This window comes from Bacillus sp. GW823-FHT06A10 (genome assembly GCF_058795375.1).
The window spans coordinates 2,327,707-2,348,068 of the sequence record NZ_JBXAHT010000001.1 but is presented as its reverse complement, the minus strand read 5'-3'; the positions used below and the strand labels follow the sequence as shown (position 1 = coordinate 2,348,068).

Sequence of the window (20,362 nt, the reverse complement as noted above, 5' to 3'; positions counted from 1 at the left end):
GGGGGGTATCACAAAAGCTTAGGTTGATGGCAATGGGGTACCGCCACATGCCCATCAACCTAATCAAGTAATTTACTAGATATGAAACGATCCTTGGTTCAAAACTAACAATTGATAGAAAAGTAGGCATACTAAAGAAGCCTATTAAAATCTGATTTTTTCGCTAGGCAGTTTGTCTATGCTTCACCGTCGTTTTATACACAATCCCTAGAATATCAAAGACGGTCATTTTCTTATACCGATGACATTTACAACCGTTCTTTTTGAGCAATAGATAAAGACGATGCAAAATTTTCAAAAGTTGTTCTGTGCCAATGGCTATCGCTTGAAACAGTAACGGAAAGTAATCTTTAATCATATAAATCGCTTTGTATTCACTTAGCTCCTGATTTGTTTTTTCAAGCAAAAACTGTCGCATTTGAAACATCGTAGAAGAACAGAGGAGAATACCGATTAGTTGTCCATATAAATGGCACTCTAGGCGCTCTCTTTTAATGTTTTTACATTCATCAATTTCAAAAAATGACTTCCACGTTTTAAACAAAATTTCAATCTGCCAACGAAGTGAGTATAATGAATGCACGTAGTTCGTCGGTACTTCTTCTAGCGACGTATTCGTGATATATACATTCATGCCCATTAAACGTTTACTTTTATCCTTCATGACAATGCCTTTCTTCTTTTCGCGTATCGCTTGGTTTTTCAGACGTGTTTGTGTTTGATCATCGGTTAAACGATGTATAATGACACGTGCTGGAAGTTTCTGATTTTGGCCAATGTATGCCTCGGGGATTTCCATCGTTTCACCGGGGATTAGACCAGACATCATTTGTGTCATATCAAGCTGGATGTATTCTGTTTGCTTTTTTAACGTACCATTATCGAAGTATTCTGGTTCAGGGTTCTTGATATAAATGCGTGTATTCAGCTTCAACCGCGAGATATAGTAAGCCTCTTTATCATGAATAGTTTGTAAGTCTCCTAAATCGAAGTAACCAAGATCACGTAAACACAAATCACCCGCCTCTACGGTTTCAAGGCAGATGGTACCGTATGTTTTATCATTATTCTTTCCTGGTCCAAGCTGCACGTTAAGAAATTGACCACTAAGTAAATCATATTCCAATTGGATTTTCACGCCTACTTTATTACTACTCCCACCTGAACCTTGATAGTCAGTGGCGAATTGATCAGGTAGTTGAAACACTGTTGCATCTAGAATACGGATACGATTGAAAGTAGAGATTATATGTGCAGAAAGTGAGTGATTTGAACAGAGTTTTTGTGTGAGAAGAGAAGTAAAGACTTCTCGAAGAAATGTGACAGCTGCTGGGTTAAAGCGTTGATTCAGTCCTTCTGAGCTCATAAGTACCCCAGTGGAAACTTCTAACTGACTACACAATTGTGTAAGTGATGTGCTAGCAATTTCTTGACTAAGCCATACACAAAGTGCAATGAGTTCTTTTGCTGGATACTTACTAGATCGCTGTACAAAGCCAACTTGTTTGGCAATATCTTGTAGGACCACTGGAGATAAAAAGTATTGTAGCTCTTGAGCGAAAAGATTCAATCTATTTAAAATGATAGGTTTCATCAAAACGCCATCCTTTCTTATAAACTGTTTACAATAAGCATAGCGTTTTTTCATTTTGAAGGTATGATTTTAACTTTGCTTGAAGTGAATGTGGAGGGACCACTTTAAAGAACAGGAGTGATTTTTTCATGAAGAAAAATGGATTTATATGTTAAAATATTTAAAAGAATATAATAATTGTTATTTTTCTAACCGTTTGTATTGAATTATAAAATTTTTTGGGGGAATAATTTTATGGTTAAACTAAGTGAAATAGTGTCTAAACTGGACATTGAACTTGATATAAAATCATTTGGGAAGGATTCTGCTTTCAGTCAATTCATACCAATGGTCTATGAACCTTTAAAGTTTGACTGGAAATCAGTTTTTGAAAAAGACTTTGTGGAATTATTTAATGGTCTAATGTTAAAAGGAGATGAAAATGTAAAGAAAATTTTTCTTGCCGTTTTCCCTACAGATGAAGTGTTGGAACGCTTTATAGAAGAAAGTAATAGCGGCGACTTACTTTTTATGCACCATCCCTTATTGATGGAATGTGGAGATCCCAAAGGAGTATGGGGCAAAGGCTTTGTTCCTATAAAAGAAAAATACATTAAACAAATAAAAGAAAAGGAATTATCATTCTATACATGCCATGTACCAATGGATTATCATGCCAATTTAGGTACAAGTGTGGCTATTGCTAAACAATTAAATGCAGAAATTATTGATGGGTTTTTAACAAGTTCTATAAATAATGAAGACCTAGTTCTAATTTGTAACATCGAAGAAAAGAGTACAAGTGAACTAACTTCTCACTTAAAAGAAATATTCGATATTCCATATGTTGATTTTGAAGGTAAGAACATAAATAACGTAAAGAAAATAGCTATCGTTGCAGGTTGTGGCGACAAAGTAAGTTGGATGGAGGAAGCTGAAGAAAGAGGAGTTCAAGCCTATATCACTGGCGAAATCCATTGCCATATTGATAACGAATATGGTAAACAAAGATACAAACAAATGATGGATTATGTTTCTAATACTTCGATGTCTTTAATCGGCGTTTCCCATTCTGCATCAGAATATCTGGTCCATAAAACATTGATGAAGGAATGGTTTGAGAATAACTTTGATATTGAAACAGTTTTAATTCCACAGGAAAAATGGTGGTTATAAAGTTATTAAGTAATATTTAAAAGAGCTTGGGAATTCAAGCTCTTTTTTTCGAATTTAGCTGAGAATTATATCGTGAAAACTAGATGTTTCAGTCTATGCATATTGCTGAAGTTTTAGGTCTAGCACCCCAAAAATGAAAAAAACAAGCGGAATTTTCATAAATAACTGTAAAAAAGTAAAATTCTCGTTATGGGGGTGTCTTAAAATCTTAGCTTGATGGGCATGGGGTACCGCCAACAAGACGCGAATTTTGCACGCTAAGCAAAAAAAACAATAAGCTGTCCACATGGACAGCTTATTTACATAATTCTTGATTATCGGTAGCAAGTTTTTCATAGAATCCTTGTTTTTACTAAATTTTTTGTCTCTATGTGTATCTATCACTTATACAAGATTTTATACATCATTGATATAGCGGAGATTCTAGGGATCCTCGCTATTCTTTTTCGCATAAAATCTTGTATAAAAAAGTAGTTAGACTAGTGTGTTTTACTCCAATTCATTTCAAAATATAATTGGAAATTCATCTTTAAATTAAAAAAAGAAGGGGTTACCTATATATATTAATAACTTCGAAATATTGTATAACAGATAATTTTTATTGTGCTAACGAATCAGGATAGTGTGGCGACCGACCAACTAAATAGTTGCTTCTCCTCAATTATTAGAAGGGAAGTTCTATCATTTCGCGAATTTATTAGACATAGATGAGTGCTATAATTTTCTATATTTACATAAAGAGGTGACTACGCATGAATCAAAGACCGTCAGAAGAAGAATACGCCGGGAACTCCGGTGAATATATCCGTTTGGTGCCGGACGGTAACATCATCAACATTCTGCTCGCCCAGGAAAAGCAAATGACTGAGCTCCTGGCATCGTTGACCGAAAGCCAGGCCGCATATCGGTATGCGGAAGGAAAATGGACGCTGAAAGAAGTCGTGGGCCACATTGCAGACGCGGAACGCGTCATGACCTACCGCCTGCTCCGTTTCGCAAGAGGGGACCAGACGCCTCTGACCGGTTTCGATCAGGAATTGTTCCTACCTCCTTTCGGAAGCTGGACAACCGCGCAATTGGCCGAAGACTACCGGGCCGTAAGGCAATCAACGATCACATTGCTGCGCGGGCTACCGGCTGAGGCATGGAATCGTAAGGGCACAGCCAACAACCTAAGCATTACGGCACGCGCCCTCGCGTACGGCATCGCAGGACACGAACTTCATCACATGGGAATCATCCGAAACCGGTACTTGAGTTAATCGTCGGCTGAGATCTTTGAAATGGAACAAACACCTCTCATACAATCTTAGATACCGTTCTTATTGGGGTCCCGCCCCACAACCATCAACTTAAGGATTTAGACTATTTTTGAGATTAAAAGCACGTTACTATTCTCTTATGTTAATGAGAAAGGGTGACGTGCTTTTTATGAATATGCACCAAAAACAAGAGTTATCTTTATTTGCCGAAGAGTTATATCGATTTTTCTCATTTGGGGGTATTTGTTTTTCTTAGATTGATGGTAATGGGGCACTACTCTATAATAATCAAATTAAAAGTTAAATAGTTATAGAGACTCCATTACTAGGAAATATTGTAACTATTAAGTTGTAAAAAGAACCGTAGTTTTTCATTTTTGAAAAGGAGATGGTCCTTTTTAGTTGTAGCAAAGATATAATGCGAGGAAGTTTTTTCTAAATCAAAAAAAATTGATGAATTAGTTGCATAAAGAACTAAACAGCATATATACTATAAACATCAAAAAAAGTTGATGAAGGGAAGTGAACTACAGTGGCACAAGATTTCCAGCTCTATGAGAAAAAGTTTAAAGCGTTGGCGGATCAGAAACGTTTAGAAATCATGTATGAGCTTTGCCAGCGGGGTCAGACATGTGTATGTGATTTAACAGAAGTTTTTGAAATGACACAATCTAAGTTGTCCTATCATTTAAAGATTTTATTAGATGCAGGTTTAATTGTAAAAGAAACAAAGGGTACGTGGAGTTATTATGATTTAAATGATGCGGAAGTGAATAATTTATTATCAGAAGAATTGTGCTGTATCTTTAGAAAAACAGGCAAAGGTAGCTGCTGTTAAAATTTTGCGTTATTAATCAAAAAAATTTGATTAATGATATATAAAGAGGAGGAATAATGTATGAGATATGTTCACGTTGGTATAAACGTTACGAATTTAGAAAAGTCTATTGAATTTTATGAAAAGGTATTTGGTGTATCACCAGTTAAGGTGAAAACGGATTATGCAAAATTTTTATTAGAAAATCCAGGTCTTAATTTCACGCTGAACGTACGAGATGAAGTGAATGGAAATCAGGTAAATCACTTTGGTTTCCAAGTGGATACAGCTGAAGAAATTACATTACATAAAGAACGATTAGAAAAAGAAGGTTTCTTTGCGCGTGATGAGATGGATACGACTTGTTGCTATGCAGTACAAGATAAGTTTTGGGTAACGGATCCCGATGGTAATGAGTGGGAGTTCTTTTATACAAAAGCAGATAGTGATGTTCACAAAATAGAAGATTCATCTTGTTGCACCACTTCAAATGAGGTAGCTAAAAATTCTTGTTGTTAATAGGAGATGGAAAATAAAATGAAACGTTTATCTTTTCTAGACCGATATTTAACACTATGGATCTTTCTAGCGATGGCTGTTGGGATTGGTTTAGGGTTTGTGTTTCCTAGTGTAGTAGATGGACTAAATACATTACAGGTTGGAACGACGTCTATTCCGCTGGCTGTTGGTTTAATTATAATGATGTATCCACCGTTAGCGAAAGTTCGCTATGAGGAAATGGGCCGAGTATTTAAAGATGTAAAAGTGTTAGTTCTATCTTTAGTACAAAATTGGATTATTGGTCCGGTACTTATGTTTGTTTTAGCAATTATTTTTCTTCCTGATAAACCAGAATACATGGTTGGTCTCATTATAATTGGGTTAGCACGTTGTATTGCAATGGTCATTGTTTGGAACGATCTTGCCGATGGAGATAAAGAGTATGCGGCAGGTTTAGTTGCTTTTAATTCGGTATTCCAAATGCTCTTTTTCTCAGTTTATGCATACGTATTTGTAACTGTAATTCCAGAATGGTTAGGGATTGAAGGTGCTATTGTCGATATTACAATGATAGAAGTAGCAAAATCAGTATTTATCTATTTAGGAATTCCTTTTATAGCAGGTATGTTAACACGCTTTGTACTCGTTAAGTTAAAAGGAAGACAGTGGTATGAAAAGGTGTTTATACCGAAAATTAGTCCACTTACATTACTTGCATTGCTATTTACGATCATCATTATGTTCTCTTTAAAAGGGGAGATGATTGTTAGCGTGCCACTAGATGTAGTAAGAATAGCGATTCCGTTATTAATCTATTTTATTGTAATGTTTTTTGTTTCTTTCTTTATGGGAAGAAAAATTGGTGCAAACTATCCGGTAACAACAACGCTAGCATTTACAGCAGGTAGTAATAACTTTGAATTAGCGATTGCTGTAGCAGTTGGTGTGTTTGGTATTCATTCGGGCGCAGCATTTGCAGCTGTTATCGGACCGTTAGTGGAAGTGCCTGTAATGATTGCACTTGTAAACGTTGCTTTTTGGTTTAAACGTAAATATTTTAATGACCAACCAGTCTAAATTTAAAAATAAAGGCGGAAAACAACATGGAAAACAAAAAAACAATCTATTTCTTATGTACAGGAAATTCATGCCGAAGCCAAATGGCAGAAGCATGGGGCAAACAATTTTTAGGAGATAAGTGGAATGTGTATTCTGCAGGAATCGAAGCACATGGAGTAAATCCAAATGCATTTAAAGCAATGAACGAAGTAAATATCGACATAACAAATCAAACATCAGATATAATTGATGCAAACATTTTAAATAGTGCTGATTTAGTCATTACGCTGTGTAGTCATGCGGATTCTGTTTGTCCATCCACTCCGCCGCATGTAAATCGTGTTCATTGGGGATTTGATGATCCAGCAGGAAAAGAGTGGTCCGAATTTCAACGTGTTCGTGATGAAATTGGTGAACGTATAAAGCGATTTTCTGAAACAGGGGAGTAAATAAAGGAAAGAGTCAATCTTCTATCTTATAGGGGATTGGCTCTTTTTTATTATGTATTTCATTTACTTATCGCATCGCTTTAAAACCACTCTTAGAAATAATACAGAATATTATGTGAAGATGGTAAAGTTTCATTTTATAATTTTTACTTTATTAAAAGTTGATTTGTTAGAAAGGATAATCATTTATTGATATAATGAATGGATGCGTGGCAGGAAATAGATAGAAAGATACTGCTAGTAATTTATACTTAAAATGTAGGGAGATTGAACAGAGTTATGGGGACAGAAAAAGAAATTAGTTCCGCTAAATTAATATGGAAGATGACGCGCCCACATACATTAACGGCGACGTTTTCTCCTGTAATTTTAGGAACAGTGGCATCACTTTATGTTGCCAAAATTGATTGGCTGTTATTTATTGCGATGATGGTTGCATGTTTAGCATTGCAAATAGCAACGAACTTATTTAATGAGTACTATGATTTTAAACGTGGATTAGATACCGCTGAATCCGTTGGCATCGGTGGCGGAATTGTCCGTCATGGATTGAAGCCAAAAAATGTGTTAACAGTTGCGCTTTTATTATATGTCGTAGCAGCTTTTATTGGCATTTATATTTGTATGAATAGTAGTTGGTGGTTAGTGGTTATTGGTTTAATTGGGATGGCAGTTGGCTATTTATATACAGGTGGTCCACTACCAATTGCGTACACCCCGTTTGGAGAATTAGTTTCTGGATTGTTAATGGGGACATGTTTTGTACTCATTGCTTTCTTTATTCAAACGAATACTGTAACGATTGAAAGTGTATTGATTTCCATTCCAATTGGAATTTTAGTAGGTGCAATCAATATGTCAAATAACATCCGAGATATCGAAGAAGATATTAAAGGTGGAAGAAAGACATTAGTAATCCTCCTTGGGAGAGAAAAAGCTGTGGTAACACTAGCGGTAGCCTTTTTCATTGCGTATTTATGGATTGCCGTAATTGTATTAATGGGTTATATAAGCCCTTGGGCATTAGTTATGTTCCTAGGTTTGAGAAAGCCAATTTCTGCGATTCAAAGTTTCCAAAAAGGGGCAAAGGATCCTGGATATATGCGCATCGCAATGAAATCAACAGCGATGACAAATACGATTTTCGGCTTCTTGTTGTCAGCAGGATTATTAATTAGTTATTTGTTTTAAATAACTTAACCCCAATTTCTCGATTTTAGTATAGAGAAATTGGGGTTTTATTTTGAGTTTTTTACGTTATAAACTATTATCATTTGAAATGTATATACCAATAAATTGCAACTTCATCACTTGTCTTATCCAAACCTTTATAAACAAGAAAATCAAACCCACCAATTACAAATCCGCATTTTTCATAGAACTTACATGCTGCGACATTATTATTTTGCGTTTCAAGCATGATACCTGGCATATTTCCTTTTTTTGCCCACTGCTTTGCTTGATCAACTAATCTTTTACCAACTCCGAGTGTACGATATTTTTTATCTACCGTTATATCTTCTATGTAAGCATAGTGGTTCCAATTCTTTTTCAATACCATTAATCCAATGATTTGGTTATGTAACAGTGCTATGTAAATGACTTGATTAGGTTTATTTATATATTCATTGTAAGCCAGTTCTTCATTATCATCTTGATTTTGTAAATAACTTTTTTCATAACTTGGAACGTCTTCTACTGTATATTCTATACGTTTATTTCCTTTGGAAAGAGAAAGAATTAACCGAGCATTCACTATAAAACTGTCATCAATCTCCGGGAGATTATCTAAATCATTTGTTTCTAACTCTCTAATTACAAGGTTCATCGGGGCACCTCCACATAATAATATTTCTTCTAGTTCTTCATTTGGTTCAAATGAATTCCAATTACAAAATTATAATAGAATTTCAATAGTACGGCTATCTTTGTATTTTATCTTTATACCAGTATGTTGTTATCTTGATATAAAAATATTGTTTAGAAAGAGTAGTATCTTTTATTTTGGATGTATATCCAGTTTTCAAATTTAACTGTAGTAGAGAAACAAATATTTTTTTAAAGAGTGGATGCCATACGTTATTCTTTAACTAAATTCGACATTATCTGCATTTTATCTTCACCTTCCTCTATTAATCTATTTATTGTAAACATCAGCTGGAGTTAATGCTCAGCTGTATAAATAATGAATATAAAAATTAATAGGGAAAGGATCGAAAAATAATGAAAGAATCACAAAGTAAGAAAAAAACAAGTCGACTAACTAAGGTAATAATATCTCTAGGAGTTGTTTTAGCAACGACCTTTTTCACCTTCTTTTTAATTGGAAAATGGAACTCTATCCCAGCGAAGGGAATAGCTAACGAAAGTAGTAATCAAGTTAACACGCAACAACAAGAAAAGAAAAAAGAAACACCACCGGCAAAACAGAAAAGACCTGATGGAAAACCGGTAGGAAAGGTTGTTTATTTAACATTCGATGACGGTCCTAGCGAATTAACTGCGAAGTTTTTAGATGTACTAAAAGAGCAAAATGTTGCGTCGACATTTTTTATGCAAGGTAGCAATTTACAAAATACAGGTTTTCAGGAAAACGTAAAACGAGCGGTAAAAGAAGGACATTATATTGGTGCTCATAGTATGACACATAATAGTGATAAGCTATACAAAAAAGGACAATTTGTAACGGAGATGAAAGAAACGTTAGCTCTTATTCATAATATTACGGGTACAACTCCTAAACTAGTCCGTCCCCCATATGGATCTGCACCAGGATTAAAGGGCGAGGACATTCGTAACAAAATCGTAGAAGCAGGAATAAAAGTTTGGGATTGGACGATAGATTCAAATGATTGGAAATTAAAAGATAATCCCATTCAGATTATCGAAAATGTAAAGAAACAGACAACAGAAGAAGTTGAAGTTGTATTAATGCATGAAAAGGCGCAAACATTACAAGCTCTTCCTGAAATTATTAAATTTTATAAAGAGCAAGGGTATGAATTTGGGGTATATAATGACGAGGATCATTTTCGTCTAAACTTCCAAAAAGATCAACGTCTATAGTATAAACATAGTTATTTTAAAAAGGTGTTTTTATTACTAAATCAATAATTAAGCCAAAAGACGATTTCCTATACAATAAAGAAATCGTCTTTTTTTATAAAGTTGACTTTTGGATCAAAAAGGTTTATTCTACTTGTGCAAGTGAATACTTACATTCGGGTTTGGATAAAGATTATGTGAAAGTTGGATGAAACGTGAATGAAATGACAAATACATCAGAACGTATTATTGAGGCTTTTTTAGAATTATTCCGCACTCATGGCTATAAGGGAACGACGACACGCTCGATTTCGGAACTAGCGGGCGTAAACGAAGTAACGATCTTTCGGAATTTTGGAAGCAAAAAGAATATTATGGAAAAAGCTGTCGAATCTTTATCGCGTGATATGGAATTGAATAAATTAATGCCTGGAGAGATGACTTGGAATCTTGAAGATGACTTGCTATCTATTGCAGAAGGATATCTTGCATATATAGAAAAGTTAAAGGATTTAATTTTGATTAGTTTTCAGGAAGCTGAAATGTTCCCAGAGCTCAAAGAAAAAATTGCATTAATTCCTAAACAATTAAAAGATAATTTGGTTTCATATTTCATTGAGATGAGAGAAAAGGGAAAGCTTATTGAAACTGATATGGAAGCTCAGGCGATGAACTTTATTTGGATGAATTTCGGTTACTTTCTTTCTAACTCACGCTTTGGTGACAATTTATTTTCCAATTCAAAAGAGATTTTTTTAAAACATAGTGTCCAACTATTTTCTAGGGGGCTAACTCCCTAGGTCTTTTTTTGTACCTAATGCAAGTAAGTACTTGCTATAATAAAACAACAAGGAGTACGACAATGAAAACTTTAAAAAATTTCTTTAAATTCCCTCCAACATTCATTGGAATTGCAACAGCATTTGCCTTTCTGTTAATTTTCTTTTGTGTGTGGATGACTGCATACGATGGTGTTACGGATCGGGTAAACCAATTAAAAGTCGGATTAGTTAATGAAGATAATCAAATGGGAACCGATATTGAAAAAAGCTTGAAGGAAAATCTACCCTTTAAAGTTAAAAGCTATAGCTCGGTAACGCACGCCCAAAAAGATATGGATAACAGGAACTTAGATATGGTTATTCAAATTCCTGCAAATTTCTCAAGCCTATTGAAAGAAAATAATACTACAGAGATTAACTATTTCATCAATCAAGCAAACTCATCTTTGGCAAAACAGATTATGGAAGGCGCGGCAAAGGATATTACGCAAACAGTTAATAAAAATGTATATGCGTATAAACAAAAGCTTATTTCATCTAACCTATCTAACGAACTAAGTACAGTGATGCCGTCAGAAGAATTGGTCCAAAAGTTATCAGAAAACATTACGAAAGCTATGAGTTCATTAAACATTGATTCTGTGCAATCATCTGTCGAAAAAACAAACAATACAGATGGCTTTGCAGCAACCATGATTCCATTTTTAATTGTTCTTGCTTCATGGGTTGGAGCGATGCTTATGAGTTTAAATCTTAATATTGTTGCAACAATATTAAAAAATACGCACGGAAAATGGTCTATATTTTTCTCAAGACAAGTTATTAATATTGTCGTATCTGTTATTTTAGCTATTATCACGTTATTATTGATGACCGTATTTAACGTTAAATTGAATACAAGCTTGTTTGAAACATGGATCTTCCAAACTCTTGTCTTTTTCTCTTTTTTAAGCGTAACGCAAATGTTTATCGTTCTATTCGGTCCTGCTGGTATGATGTTTAATATCATATCGCTGTCAGTACAATTAGTTACTTGTGGAGTAATTGTTCCAAAAGTGTTACTATCCGATTTTTACCAAATTGTCGGTTCTCTTTTCCCTGGAACTTATGTAGCTGACGGATATCAAACAATAATTTTTGGTGGGGGAAATCTATCACACGATATGAATATTCTTCTTTGCACTTCAATTATTACCATTCTTATAGCGGTGGGGAGAATTATGCTGCAAACAGATAGTAAAAGTGAATTGATCAAACAAACTGCCAACAGATAAAAAGCTTGTGGTACATGTATAGGCTTCTTTTTCTGGTAGCCCCCGTACCTATCAACTTAAAACATTTATAAGCACCCCAGAACGAAAATCCAGTGTGTGTTTGACAGACAATGGCTTGTTTTTTCGTTTTGGGGTATTTGCTTTTTATAGTTCGATGGTGATGAGGGAGCACCATCGAACTATAAAAAGAATTAATTTAAGATTTTTTCTTTTTTAGCTAGATGTGTCCTAGAAATAAGTCTATACAGTTTATCAAAAATATTTACATACCTCCTCGCAAATATGTTAGAAAAATCTTTGTAGCACTTGAAAATGTTTGATGTTTTTTCCAAAGAATATTTAGTCCAGCCTCTAGCTTAGGAGATAGGGGGCGGAAGCAAAGTGTACTTTCCTCAGACGTATTCATAAGCTTATCAATACATAGTGCGTAGCCTATATTTTCTTTTACGAGTAAGGATGCATTATAGAGTAAATTATATGTACCTATAACATTCAAGTTTTCAATTTCCTCTCCAAGCCATCCTGATAATTCATTACTTACAGCCGTTTGTCTTGATATGATAAGAGGTTTATTTAGTAAGTCTGTTGGATGGATATAAGCTTTTTCCGCTAAGGGACTGTCTTTTCGCATAAGTACGCCCCATACATCAGTAGCTGGCAACTTTAAGTAGTCATATTTTTGTTTATTTGCTGGCTCAATAACGATACCAAAATCTAATAAACCACTATCTAATTTTGTTGTAATGTCATCAGCGTTGCCGCTATATAAATGAAATTTAATGTTAGGGTGATGGGAAACAACTTTTTTTATAGTTTGTGCAATGAACTGCATTGCCTCTGTTTCTCCAGCTCCAATATGAATTTCTCCACTAATAATTTCAGATTTTTGGTTAAAATTAGCTTCTGTTTTTTCTACTAAATCCACAATTTCTTTTGCTCGATCTAATAAAAACATACCTTCGTCTGTTAAAGTGATTTTTCGATTTCCTCGTACAAATAAAGTAGTTCCAAGCTCTTCTTCCAGGTTGTTTAACTGTCTTGATAATGTAGGTTGAGATAAATGCAATGCATTTGCAGCAGCAGATATATTCTCTTGCGTTGCTACCGCAATGAAGTAGCGTAATACACGTATGTCCAAAAAACTCTTCTCCTTCGTATGCCTATTTATTATAGGAATGTATTCAATATAGGTATTTGTTATCTCAATAATACCATTTTATAATCACATTACCAAAAGCATTGATAAGAAGTGAAAGAGGAGTTGAAGTGTTTTTTATGAAGAATTCAAAAAGTGTATTAATTTTTATATTAGCAGTAGGGGTTTTCGGTATTCTTAATACTGAAATGGGATATATTGGCTTGCTTCCGGCATTATCAGATCATTTTGATGTAAGTGTTTCGAAGGTAAGTTTAATGGTTAGTTTGTTCGCGCTCGCCATTGCCATTTCGGCTCCAACGCTTCCTTTAGTTTTTTCGGGTGTAAATCGAAAAACGGTTATGTTGTTCGTACTAGCAATCTTTATTATCGGCAACGTTATTTCAATTTTTACAACGAATTTTACAGTTGCTTTAGTTGCACGAGTAATTCCGGCTTTCTTTCATCCAGTGTACGTATCGATGGCTTTATCAGTAGCAGCAACTTCAGTTCGTGCAAAAGAAGCTCCAAAAGCAGTTGCCAAAGTGTTTATTGGGGTTTCAGCTGGTATGGTTTTAGGTGTACCGATTGTCAACTTTTTAGCAAATGTATTCACACTTGAAATATCATTAACATTTTTTGCACTTGTTAATATTTTTGCGTTTATTATGACAATCGTATTTATTCCCTCTATGCCTGTTCAGGAAAAGCTTTCTTATGGTTCGCAGCTTAAGATTTTAACGAAAGGTATCACATGGCTATCCATACTTGCTGTAACTTTTTTAAATGGAGCGGTATTTGGAATTTATAGTTATCTAGCCGAATATTTAGATGTAGTTACGAAAATGTCGCCGTATATGATAAGTATCATGCTATTTGTTTATGGGTTAGCAAATATTATCGGGAATATTCTTGCAGGGAGATTACTGACAATAGCTCCTGTCCGTACGGTAATCATTTATCCCATTGCTCTAATGATATTATATTTTTCCTTTTTCTTTGTATCAGATCTTGCGATACCAACTGTAATTTTTATTGTAATTTGGGGTATTTTTGGCGGGATTGGTGGTAATGTCAATCAATATTGGATGATGTCTTCAGCACCTAATTCACCAGATTTCGCTAATGGATTATTTTTAACTTCTTGTAATTTAGGGACTACAATTGGTACTGGGATCGCAGGGATAATTATTGCACAAATTGGAACGAAATATATTTTATTTGTAGGCATGTTTGCATTAGTATTAGGGTTTATTTGTATTCTGCTTCGAAATATGTTGTATAAATCTACAAATGCCTAAGTGCTATTTTGCGTTACATTACTGAGGAAAAGTGTATTTAATATAAAAGGGACTCTTAATTTTATAAGAGTTCTTTTTTGCAATCCCAATAAATTCTTCTCAATAATTGAAAATAAAATCAATCCGGATTATTATATTGTTATTGTAAATTTATTTTATTGAAGGAGGATACATAGATGAAAAGCTCAAAAGGCTCGATTGAATCAGAGATAAGTAAAGCAATTACTCACTGGGAAAAGGATTACCTAGGACGCGGGTCTATATCCGTTAAGACAGATATATTACGGGATATGATTATCGTAAATTTACAAGGTGTTTTAACGCCGGCTGAATATAGTGTTTGCGAAACAAAAGACGGTATGCTAACGATAAAGAAAAATCGTTCGGAGCTAGTTGAATCTGGAATTGATGATCTGAAAGAGATTATACTAGAATTAACTGGAGAGAAAGTGAAAAGCTTTCATACGGATATAAGCTCCCGTACAGGCGAACGAGTAATGATTTTTAAATTGCTTCATAATCTTGAGGAGAAATTTTAAAAATACCTTAAGGTTAGTGGAAGGATTAAGAAACCTACAAGTTTTGCACTTTATTAACAGGCTAATAATTAAAAACTTGAAGTTATTTAGGTATAATAAATCTTAATTCTAATAACTCTTAAAAAACGGATAAAGAAATTGACAAACTGCTTAATATGGTTTATCTTATAATTGTTTTAAAAAATTGATAGATGCTCATTTTAACAGTTTGCTATAATTAAGGCTTTAGCATTTTTTTAATATGTAATATTGACTAAATGAAAAAGTTTCTTAATTAAAAGATAGCGTATAACATAAATTGATATATTGATTGCATAATTTAGGAGATCAGAAATATACATTTCTTTTTAATAGGAGTAATACATACATTATTATCCTCTATAAAATGGGAGCTCTTCAAAAAACTTTATTGAAGTTAGTTGAAGGGAAACCGACAATCTCCATAATTCAATGATGATATAAAATCATTGAATTATGGAAGTTGTCGGTTTTTTTTATGGAAAAAAACGATGCACTAAAAAGAGTGAATGAAAATTGAAATTTAAAAAAACATCTTAATTAAAAGGAATTTTTATAGGTTATTTTCGCTTAGAAGGGAGTATTTAACATGTTAATTTCGCTGAGTTCATCAACACTGTTAACATTATTTTTTATAGCGCTTAGTGCTTCTTGGCTAAGTGGATTATTGTTTTTAAATGCAAGGATGCCTTTACGTTTTGTTCATATCCATATTGGTATCGCTGCTTTGCCTTCATTGATTTCTTTACTCGCACTTGTTAATAACAATGGAGATAGAGTTGTGGGGCCTTGGCATCTAGATACTTTAGCTTGGTTAATGGCTTTCTTTGTTCTTACAATTGGTTTAATCATTCAGCGTTTTTCTGTACGTTACTTAATGGGAGATCGCTCATATCGAAAATACTTTGCACTTTTTACATTTACTACAGGTGTATCTTCGGTTGCATGGTTAAGTGATGATCTTCGTTTCATGATTATTTGTTGGGGAGCAACGCTTATAGGATTGGTTCTACTCATAGGGCTAAATAAAGGGTGGAAAGTAGTTAGTGAAGCAACTAAAATCTCTGGCTATTTATTTACAATAAGTTGGATTGCGTTGCTATCAGCTATCATTTGGCTTTTTCAAATAACAGGACAGTGGCAATTAACATCAGTTTTAACGAATGAAAATGTAGCGCTATATGGAACATTGGAGAGAACAGGAATTAACTTATTAATTATATTAGCGGTGATGATTCCAGCAGCACAATGGCCTTTTCAAAGATGGTTAATTGAGTCTGCTGTTGCTCCAACTCCTGTTTCAGCTATTATGCATGCAGGTTTAGTAAATGCTGGTGGTATCATGTTAACTAGATTTTCACCTCTTTTTCATGATGATATTGCACAAATCATTTTACTTATTTTCTCTAGTATTTCTGTCTTAATCGGAACAGGAATTAGTTTAGTCCAAGTTGATTATAAACGTCAGCTAGTAGGTTCAACTATTGCACAAATGGGATTTATGCTTATTCAATGTGCATTAGGCGCTTATTTAGCGGCTGTTATTCATTTAATTTTACATGGTTTGTTTAAAGCTACACTGTTTTTACAAGCTGGTTCTTCAGTGCAACGTTTTGAGGTAGTGAATCAGTCTAATGAAACGATGGCCAATTTATGGATTATAGTCGGGCGTGTTTTAGGATTATTTATAGCAATTACTTTCTGGTTTATGACTTCTGGAGATGGGTATCAACTAGTTAGTGCGTTAATCTTAGGCTGGTCACTATACTTTTCATGGAAACAGCTTGTTGTTTTTGGAGAGGGAAGAATGGGACGAATTGCTGGCGTAATTGTTTTGATTGGATGTTCTCTCATTTACTTTACTGTTCATAATTCTCTTTATAAATGGTTACATACTGATATTTATCAAAGTGTTCAACCTTCAGCTCCAGCCGTTATCTTTGTTATATGTATTTTACTATTTAGTAGTGTTATTAGTACTTTCGTTACTCGTCATCAATCTTCTACTTTATTCGCTGTACTTTATCTTTGGTTAGTTCGAGTAGGTGAGGCGAGACGAAAGTCAGTAGAAAGTCACCCAAGCTATCTGAAACATTATGTATCAAAGGGAGGTAATTCGTGATGAGCATACCATCAATATTAAAGGAAGACACAAACATTGATATGCAAGAACATAATATAAATGATTTAGTTGCATCTGCTAGCCAAGTTATTGCACCACTTTGGCCTATCTCTACGTTTGCAGCTCATCACCCTTGGATGGGACTTGAAAAGCAATCATTTGAACAAGTCGCAAATTGGTTAAAAGAAGCTCGTAATGTGGATATTTATCCTAGTGCCTCCATGATTCATTCGGCAAAAGCGAAAGGTGAGATTGAGGAATCATTTTTACAAATGAGTTTGTCTCGTTGGCTGGATTCACAATCTTTTCATATTCCGCGAGAGAAAGCAGAGCGATTTTGCCAAGCAGCTTTAAAGTTAGAAAAATTACCTTCTAGTCTATTAACATCGCCAGAAGTAAATAAATTGGCAGAAGAAATGAGTTATATAAATACAGCAAGTATGAAAGCCTCTGTTATGCAGCCAATAAGTTCGCTTATAGAGAATCAAAATAGTGAAAACCTATCTGATATTCTTAATTATCATATCATTAAATGGTGTAAATTATATCTTGATGACTCCGGATCAAGTTGGACGATGCCAAATCGAGAGAAAGGTTTTTATCGTGCATGGCACCACCTTATTAAATTTGATCCAGCGCTCAGTAAAAATGAGCGTAAAGTTTTAAAAGATTGGCCACAAGATGCCGAAGTAGCTTTAGCGAGAGCGTTATTTGAACTAGGAATTTCTGAATCTAACATACAAGCTTATCTTGAAGGGCACTTACTTTCTTTACCTGGGTGGGCAGGAATGATACGATGGCGCTCACAACAATCAATTCAGGAACAGCAACTTCTTATAGAATATTTAGCAGTTCGAATTTCTATGGAGCTGGCTATTGCAAAACCTTATTTACCTTTAAAAAATCAAAAGGTTGAGAAAAAAGTTCCGATCGTCCCACTTATAGCTTCTTGGATCTATTGGGGGAATATTTCAACACGGGAATGGTTACAAATGCCTGCTGCTGAACAAAGTGAATTATTAGCATTCGCTTATCGTTTTGATGAAAATATTCGCAGGAAACTTTGGCTGGAAGCTTGGGAACAAACGCATGCAGAGCAATTAAGAGAGAAGATTGCTTCTAAACAACGTGTAACCAATGATAAAAAGCGTGTATTAGCTCAATTAGCATTTTGTATTGATGTACGTTCAGAACCGTTTCGTCGCCACCTTGAAAAATTAGGTCCGTTTGAAACATTTGGAATAGCTGGTTTCTTTGGATTACCAATTGCAACTAGTGAACTAGGTAGTAATAACAACCATCCTTCTTTGCCAGTTATACTCAAACCGAAACATCAAATAAAAGAGCTCACAAATGAAAATGAACTTAAATCTTATGAGCAGCGTAAGAGGGTAGGCAGTTCGGTACGTTATACATTTAAAACGATGAAACAGAACGTAATGACAAGTATGGCGCTACCTGAGTTAAGTGGTCCTTTACTTGGTCTACAGATGGTGACAAGAAGCGTTGTCCCAAGAGGAGTTGGTGGTTTCATTCGTAAACTTCGTAAAACTATGTTACAAAAACCTGATACAACATTCTCGCTTAATCATGTTCATGACACAAAGGGTGAGATACCTATCGGTTTTACGAAAGAAGAAAAAGTGAACTATGTGCGTCAAGCTTTAAAAATGGTGGGACTGACAGAAAAATTTGCTCCTTTAATTGTAATGTGCGGACATAGTAGTCAAAGTACGAACAACCCTTATGCTGCAGCACTTGAGTGTGGTGCTTGTGGCGGAGCAGCAGGAGGATTCAATGCAAGAGTTTTTGCTACTTTATGTAATCTTCCAGAAGTGAGAGAGGCGTTGTTTGCTGAAGGTATTAAAATTCCTGAGGATACCATTTTTGCAGCAGCTGAACATAAAACAACAGTGGATGAATTGGAATGGATTTACGTCCCAGAACTTTCGGAAACTGCGCAAGAAGCATTTGATTGTATCAAGTCGATTATGCCAAATGTGAGCCAACATGCAAATAGAGAGCGTTTAACGCAATTACCAAATTTAAAAACGAAAATAAAAAATGCGAGTAAAGAGGCACATCGATTTGCAGAAGATTGGAGTGAAATACGTCCAGAATGGGGATTAGCTCGTAATGCATCTTTTATTATCGGGCAACGGGAATTAACTCAGGATTGTGACTTAGAAGGTAGGGCTTTCCTCCATAATTATGATTGGAAACAGGATGAAAGTGGGGATATATTAGCTAACATTATTGCAGGACCAGGAACAGTAGCTCAGTGGATAAATCTACAATATTACGCTTCAACTGTAGCTCCTCATTATTATGGTAGTGGAAATAAAACAACCCAAACCGTAACGGCGGGTCTTGGTGTTATGCAGGGAAATGCAAGTGATTTGTTGCCAGGCTTACCGTGGCAATCCGTTATGCAGTCAGATAGTGAGATGTATCATTCACCACTTCGTTTACTAATTGTAATTCAAGCGCCTATTCAATATATAGAACGTTTACTAAATAATGATTTCACATTTCGAGAAAAAGTTCAAAATGGATGGGTTAGACTTGCAAGTGTTGATCCAGAGGGACGCTGGAAAAACTGGTAACAATTATTATTGTTACTAGCTTAAAAGTTTCATAAATACAATAATGAAGAAGGAGTGCTCCATATGAATTCAAAGAATAAAAAAGTTTTATTATTAACAGACATTGAACACAGAATAGAACCTAGTATCCAACAAGTAACTAACATTCAACAAGAAAACATGTTGACTATACACAGCTATGATTCTGCAATTATACATCCTTATGGAGATATAATGAGATCTATTATTATTGCTATCTATCAAGAAAATGTTGAAGAAATTTTTGTTGTCGGAATAGAGGATAAAGAAACTTCTTCAGTTAATCTACAAACTCAACGTGATTTCATAAAAGATAATATAGAATTAGACTATCTCTTTAAAAATTGCATGCCTGAATTTTTAAGTGGTAGCCTTGATGAATGGTTAAGTGGAAAAGAAAATGTTAGTGAAAATATTGAGAAGAGTATAGATATGATTTGTCATCATCCATTAGTGCCTTCTAATGTTAAAGTTCATGGTTTCATAATTGATAGAACGGGTGAAAAAGAAACGGTTGTTAAAATTTCTGCTAATAAAGTACTGAAACAAATGCATTTTTATGTGTAAGTTATCGATAGATAAGCAACTTTTATTTGGACTTGTGTCCTTTACAAAGAGCAAAAGAAATCTTCTATAAATGGGGATCTTTTGCTCTTTTTGTTTGAATTTTTAATGTGTTTTATAG

Annotated in this window: 18 protein-coding genes; 15 read left to right on the top strand and 3 right to left on the bottom strand. The window is 34.6% G+C overall.

Going from position 1 to position 20,362, the window contains the following annotated elements:
* Positions 1 to 163 precede the first annotated feature (163 nt).
* Positions 164 to 1,594: an IS4 family transposase gene (locus AC1Q8M_RS11940; RefSeq protein ID WP_098360713.1), complete on the bottom strand. Its 1,431-nt coding sequence runs from the start codon at positions 1,592 to 1,594 to the stop codon at positions 164 to 166.
* A 234-nt stretch (positions 1,595 to 1,828) separates the two neighbouring features.
* Between AC1Q8M_RS11940 and AC1Q8M_RS11935 the strand changes: the two genes are divergently transcribed.
* The 7 genes from AC1Q8M_RS11935 to menA all read left to right on the top strand — a co-directional run bounded on the left by AC1Q8M_RS11935 (position 1,829) and on the right by menA (position 8,028).
* Positions 1,829 to 2,749 carry a Nif3-like dinuclear metal center hexameric protein gene (locus AC1Q8M_RS11935; RefSeq protein WP_001968611.1) on the top strand — a complete coding sequence of 307 codons (921 nt, stop codon included), beginning with the start codon at positions 1,829 to 1,831 and terminating at the stop codon, positions 2,747 to 2,749.
* 752 nt (positions 2,750 to 3,501) lie between these two features.
* A complete protein-coding gene (locus AC1Q8M_RS11930; protein ID WP_001076303.1) occupies positions 3,502 to 4,011 on the top strand; it encodes a DinB family protein in 510 nt (169 codons plus the stop codon).
* A 532-nt stretch (positions 4,012 to 4,543) separates the two neighbouring features.
* Positions 4,544 to 4,849: an arsenical resistance operon transcriptional regulator ArsR gene (gene arsR / locus AC1Q8M_RS11925; RefSeq protein ID WP_000046018.1), complete on the top strand. Its 306-nt coding sequence runs from the start codon at positions 4,544 to 4,546 to the stop codon at positions 4,847 to 4,849.
* Between the two features lie 60 nt (positions 4,850 to 4,909).
* On the top strand, positions 4,910 to 5,347 hold the full coding sequence (locus AC1Q8M_RS11920; RefSeq protein WP_016512601.1) for an ArsI/CadI family heavy metal resistance metalloenzyme: 438 nt from the start codon (positions 4,910 to 4,912) through the stop codon (positions 5,345 to 5,347).
* An 18-nt stretch (positions 5,348 to 5,365) separates the two neighbouring features.
* Positions 5,366 to 6,406 carry an ACR3 family arsenite efflux transporter gene (arsB, locus tag AC1Q8M_RS11915; RefSeq protein WP_000826547.1) on the top strand — a complete coding sequence of 347 codons (1,041 nt, stop codon included), beginning with the start codon at positions 5,366 to 5,368 and terminating at the stop codon, positions 6,404 to 6,406.
* Positions 6,407 to 6,432: 26 nt separating this feature from the next.
* Positions 6,433 to 6,837, top strand: a complete 405-nt coding sequence (gene arsC, locus AC1Q8M_RS11910) for an arsenate reductase (thioredoxin) (RefSeq protein ID WP_000428341.1) — start codon at positions 6,433 to 6,435, stop codon at positions 6,835 to 6,837.
* Between the two features lie 279 nt (positions 6,838 to 7,116).
* Positions 7,117 to 8,028 carry a 1,4-dihydroxy-2-naphthoate polyprenyltransferase gene (gene menA / locus AC1Q8M_RS11905; protein WP_000536385.1) on the top strand — a complete coding sequence of 304 codons (912 nt, stop codon included), beginning with the start codon at positions 7,117 to 7,119 and terminating at the stop codon, positions 8,026 to 8,028.
* Positions 8,029 to 8,107: 79 nt separating this feature from the next.
* On the opposite strand, the gene satA is transcribed toward menA, so the two are convergent.
* Positions 8,108 to 8,665, bottom strand: coding sequence for a streptothricin N-acetyltransferase SatA (satA, locus tag AC1Q8M_RS11900; protein ID WP_001054993.1), 558 nt, complete (start codon positions 8,663 to 8,665; stop codon positions 8,108 to 8,110).
* A 395-nt stretch (positions 8,666 to 9,060) separates the two neighbouring features.
* Between satA and AC1Q8M_RS11895 the strand changes: the two genes are divergently transcribed.
* The 3 genes from AC1Q8M_RS11895 (at position 9,061) to AC1Q8M_RS11885 (ending at position 11,938) form a co-directional block, all read left to right on the top strand.
* Entirely contained in the window at positions 9,061 to 9,903 is an 843-nt protein-coding gene (locus AC1Q8M_RS11895; RefSeq protein WP_098360714.1) for a polysaccharide deacetylase family protein, read from the top strand.
* A 194-nt stretch (positions 9,904 to 10,097) separates the two neighbouring features.
* The gene (locus tag AC1Q8M_RS11890; protein ID WP_001004645.1) at positions 10,098 to 10,682 is read left to right on the top strand and encodes a TetR/AcrR family transcriptional regulator; all 585 of its coding nucleotides are present in this window, start codon (positions 10,098 to 10,100) and stop codon (positions 10,680 to 10,682) included.
* Between the two features lie 62 nt (positions 10,683 to 10,744).
* Complete coding sequence (locus AC1Q8M_RS11885) at positions 10,745 to 11,938, top strand: YhgE/Pip domain-containing protein (RefSeq protein ID WP_097946985.1); 1,194 nt, start codon at positions 10,745 to 10,747, stop codon at positions 11,936 to 11,938.
* A 262-nt stretch (positions 11,939 to 12,200) separates the two neighbouring features.
* Here the strand turns inward: AC1Q8M_RS11885 and AC1Q8M_RS11880 are convergent, their stop codons facing one another.
* Positions 12,201 to 13,076: a LysR family transcriptional regulator gene (locus AC1Q8M_RS11880; protein WP_065229043.1), complete on the bottom strand. Its 876-nt coding sequence runs from the start codon at positions 13,074 to 13,076 to the stop codon at positions 12,201 to 12,203.
* 137 nt (positions 13,077 to 13,213) lie between these two features.
* On the opposite strand from AC1Q8M_RS11880, the gene AC1Q8M_RS11875 reads away from it, so the two are divergent.
* The 5 genes from AC1Q8M_RS11875 to AC1Q8M_RS11855 all read left to right on the top strand — a co-directional run bounded on the left by AC1Q8M_RS11875 (position 13,214) and on the right by AC1Q8M_RS11855 (position 20,244).
* Positions 13,214 to 14,374: an MFS transporter gene (locus AC1Q8M_RS11875; protein ID WP_176523641.1), complete on the top strand. Its 1,161-nt coding sequence runs from the start codon at positions 13,214 to 13,216 to the stop codon at positions 14,372 to 14,374.
* A 176-nt stretch (positions 14,375 to 14,550) separates the two neighbouring features.
* A complete protein-coding gene (locus AC1Q8M_RS11870; protein WP_000842548.1) occupies positions 14,551 to 14,913 on the top strand; it encodes a Na-translocating system protein MpsC family protein in 363 nt (120 codons plus the stop codon).
* 607 nt (positions 14,914 to 15,520) lie between these two features.
* The gene (locus tag AC1Q8M_RS11865) at positions 15,521 to 17,053 is read left to right on the top strand and encodes an NADH dehydrogenase subunit 5 (protein ID WP_098360716.1); all 1,533 of its coding nucleotides are present in this window, start codon (positions 15,521 to 15,523) and stop codon (positions 17,051 to 17,053) included.
* Positions 17,053 to 19,659, top strand: coding sequence for a DUF2309 domain-containing protein (locus tag AC1Q8M_RS11860; protein ID WP_098360717.1), 2,607 nt, complete (start codon positions 17,053 to 17,055; stop codon positions 19,657 to 19,659). Before AC1Q8M_RS11865 ends, AC1Q8M_RS11860 begins: the two co-directional genes overlap by 1 nt.
* A gap of 63 nt (positions 19,660 to 19,722) precedes the next feature.
* A complete protein-coding gene (locus AC1Q8M_RS11855; protein WP_098360718.1) occupies positions 19,723 to 20,244 on the top strand; it encodes a carbonic anhydrase in 522 nt (173 codons plus the stop codon).
* Positions 20,245 to 20,362 lie beyond the last annotated feature (118 nt).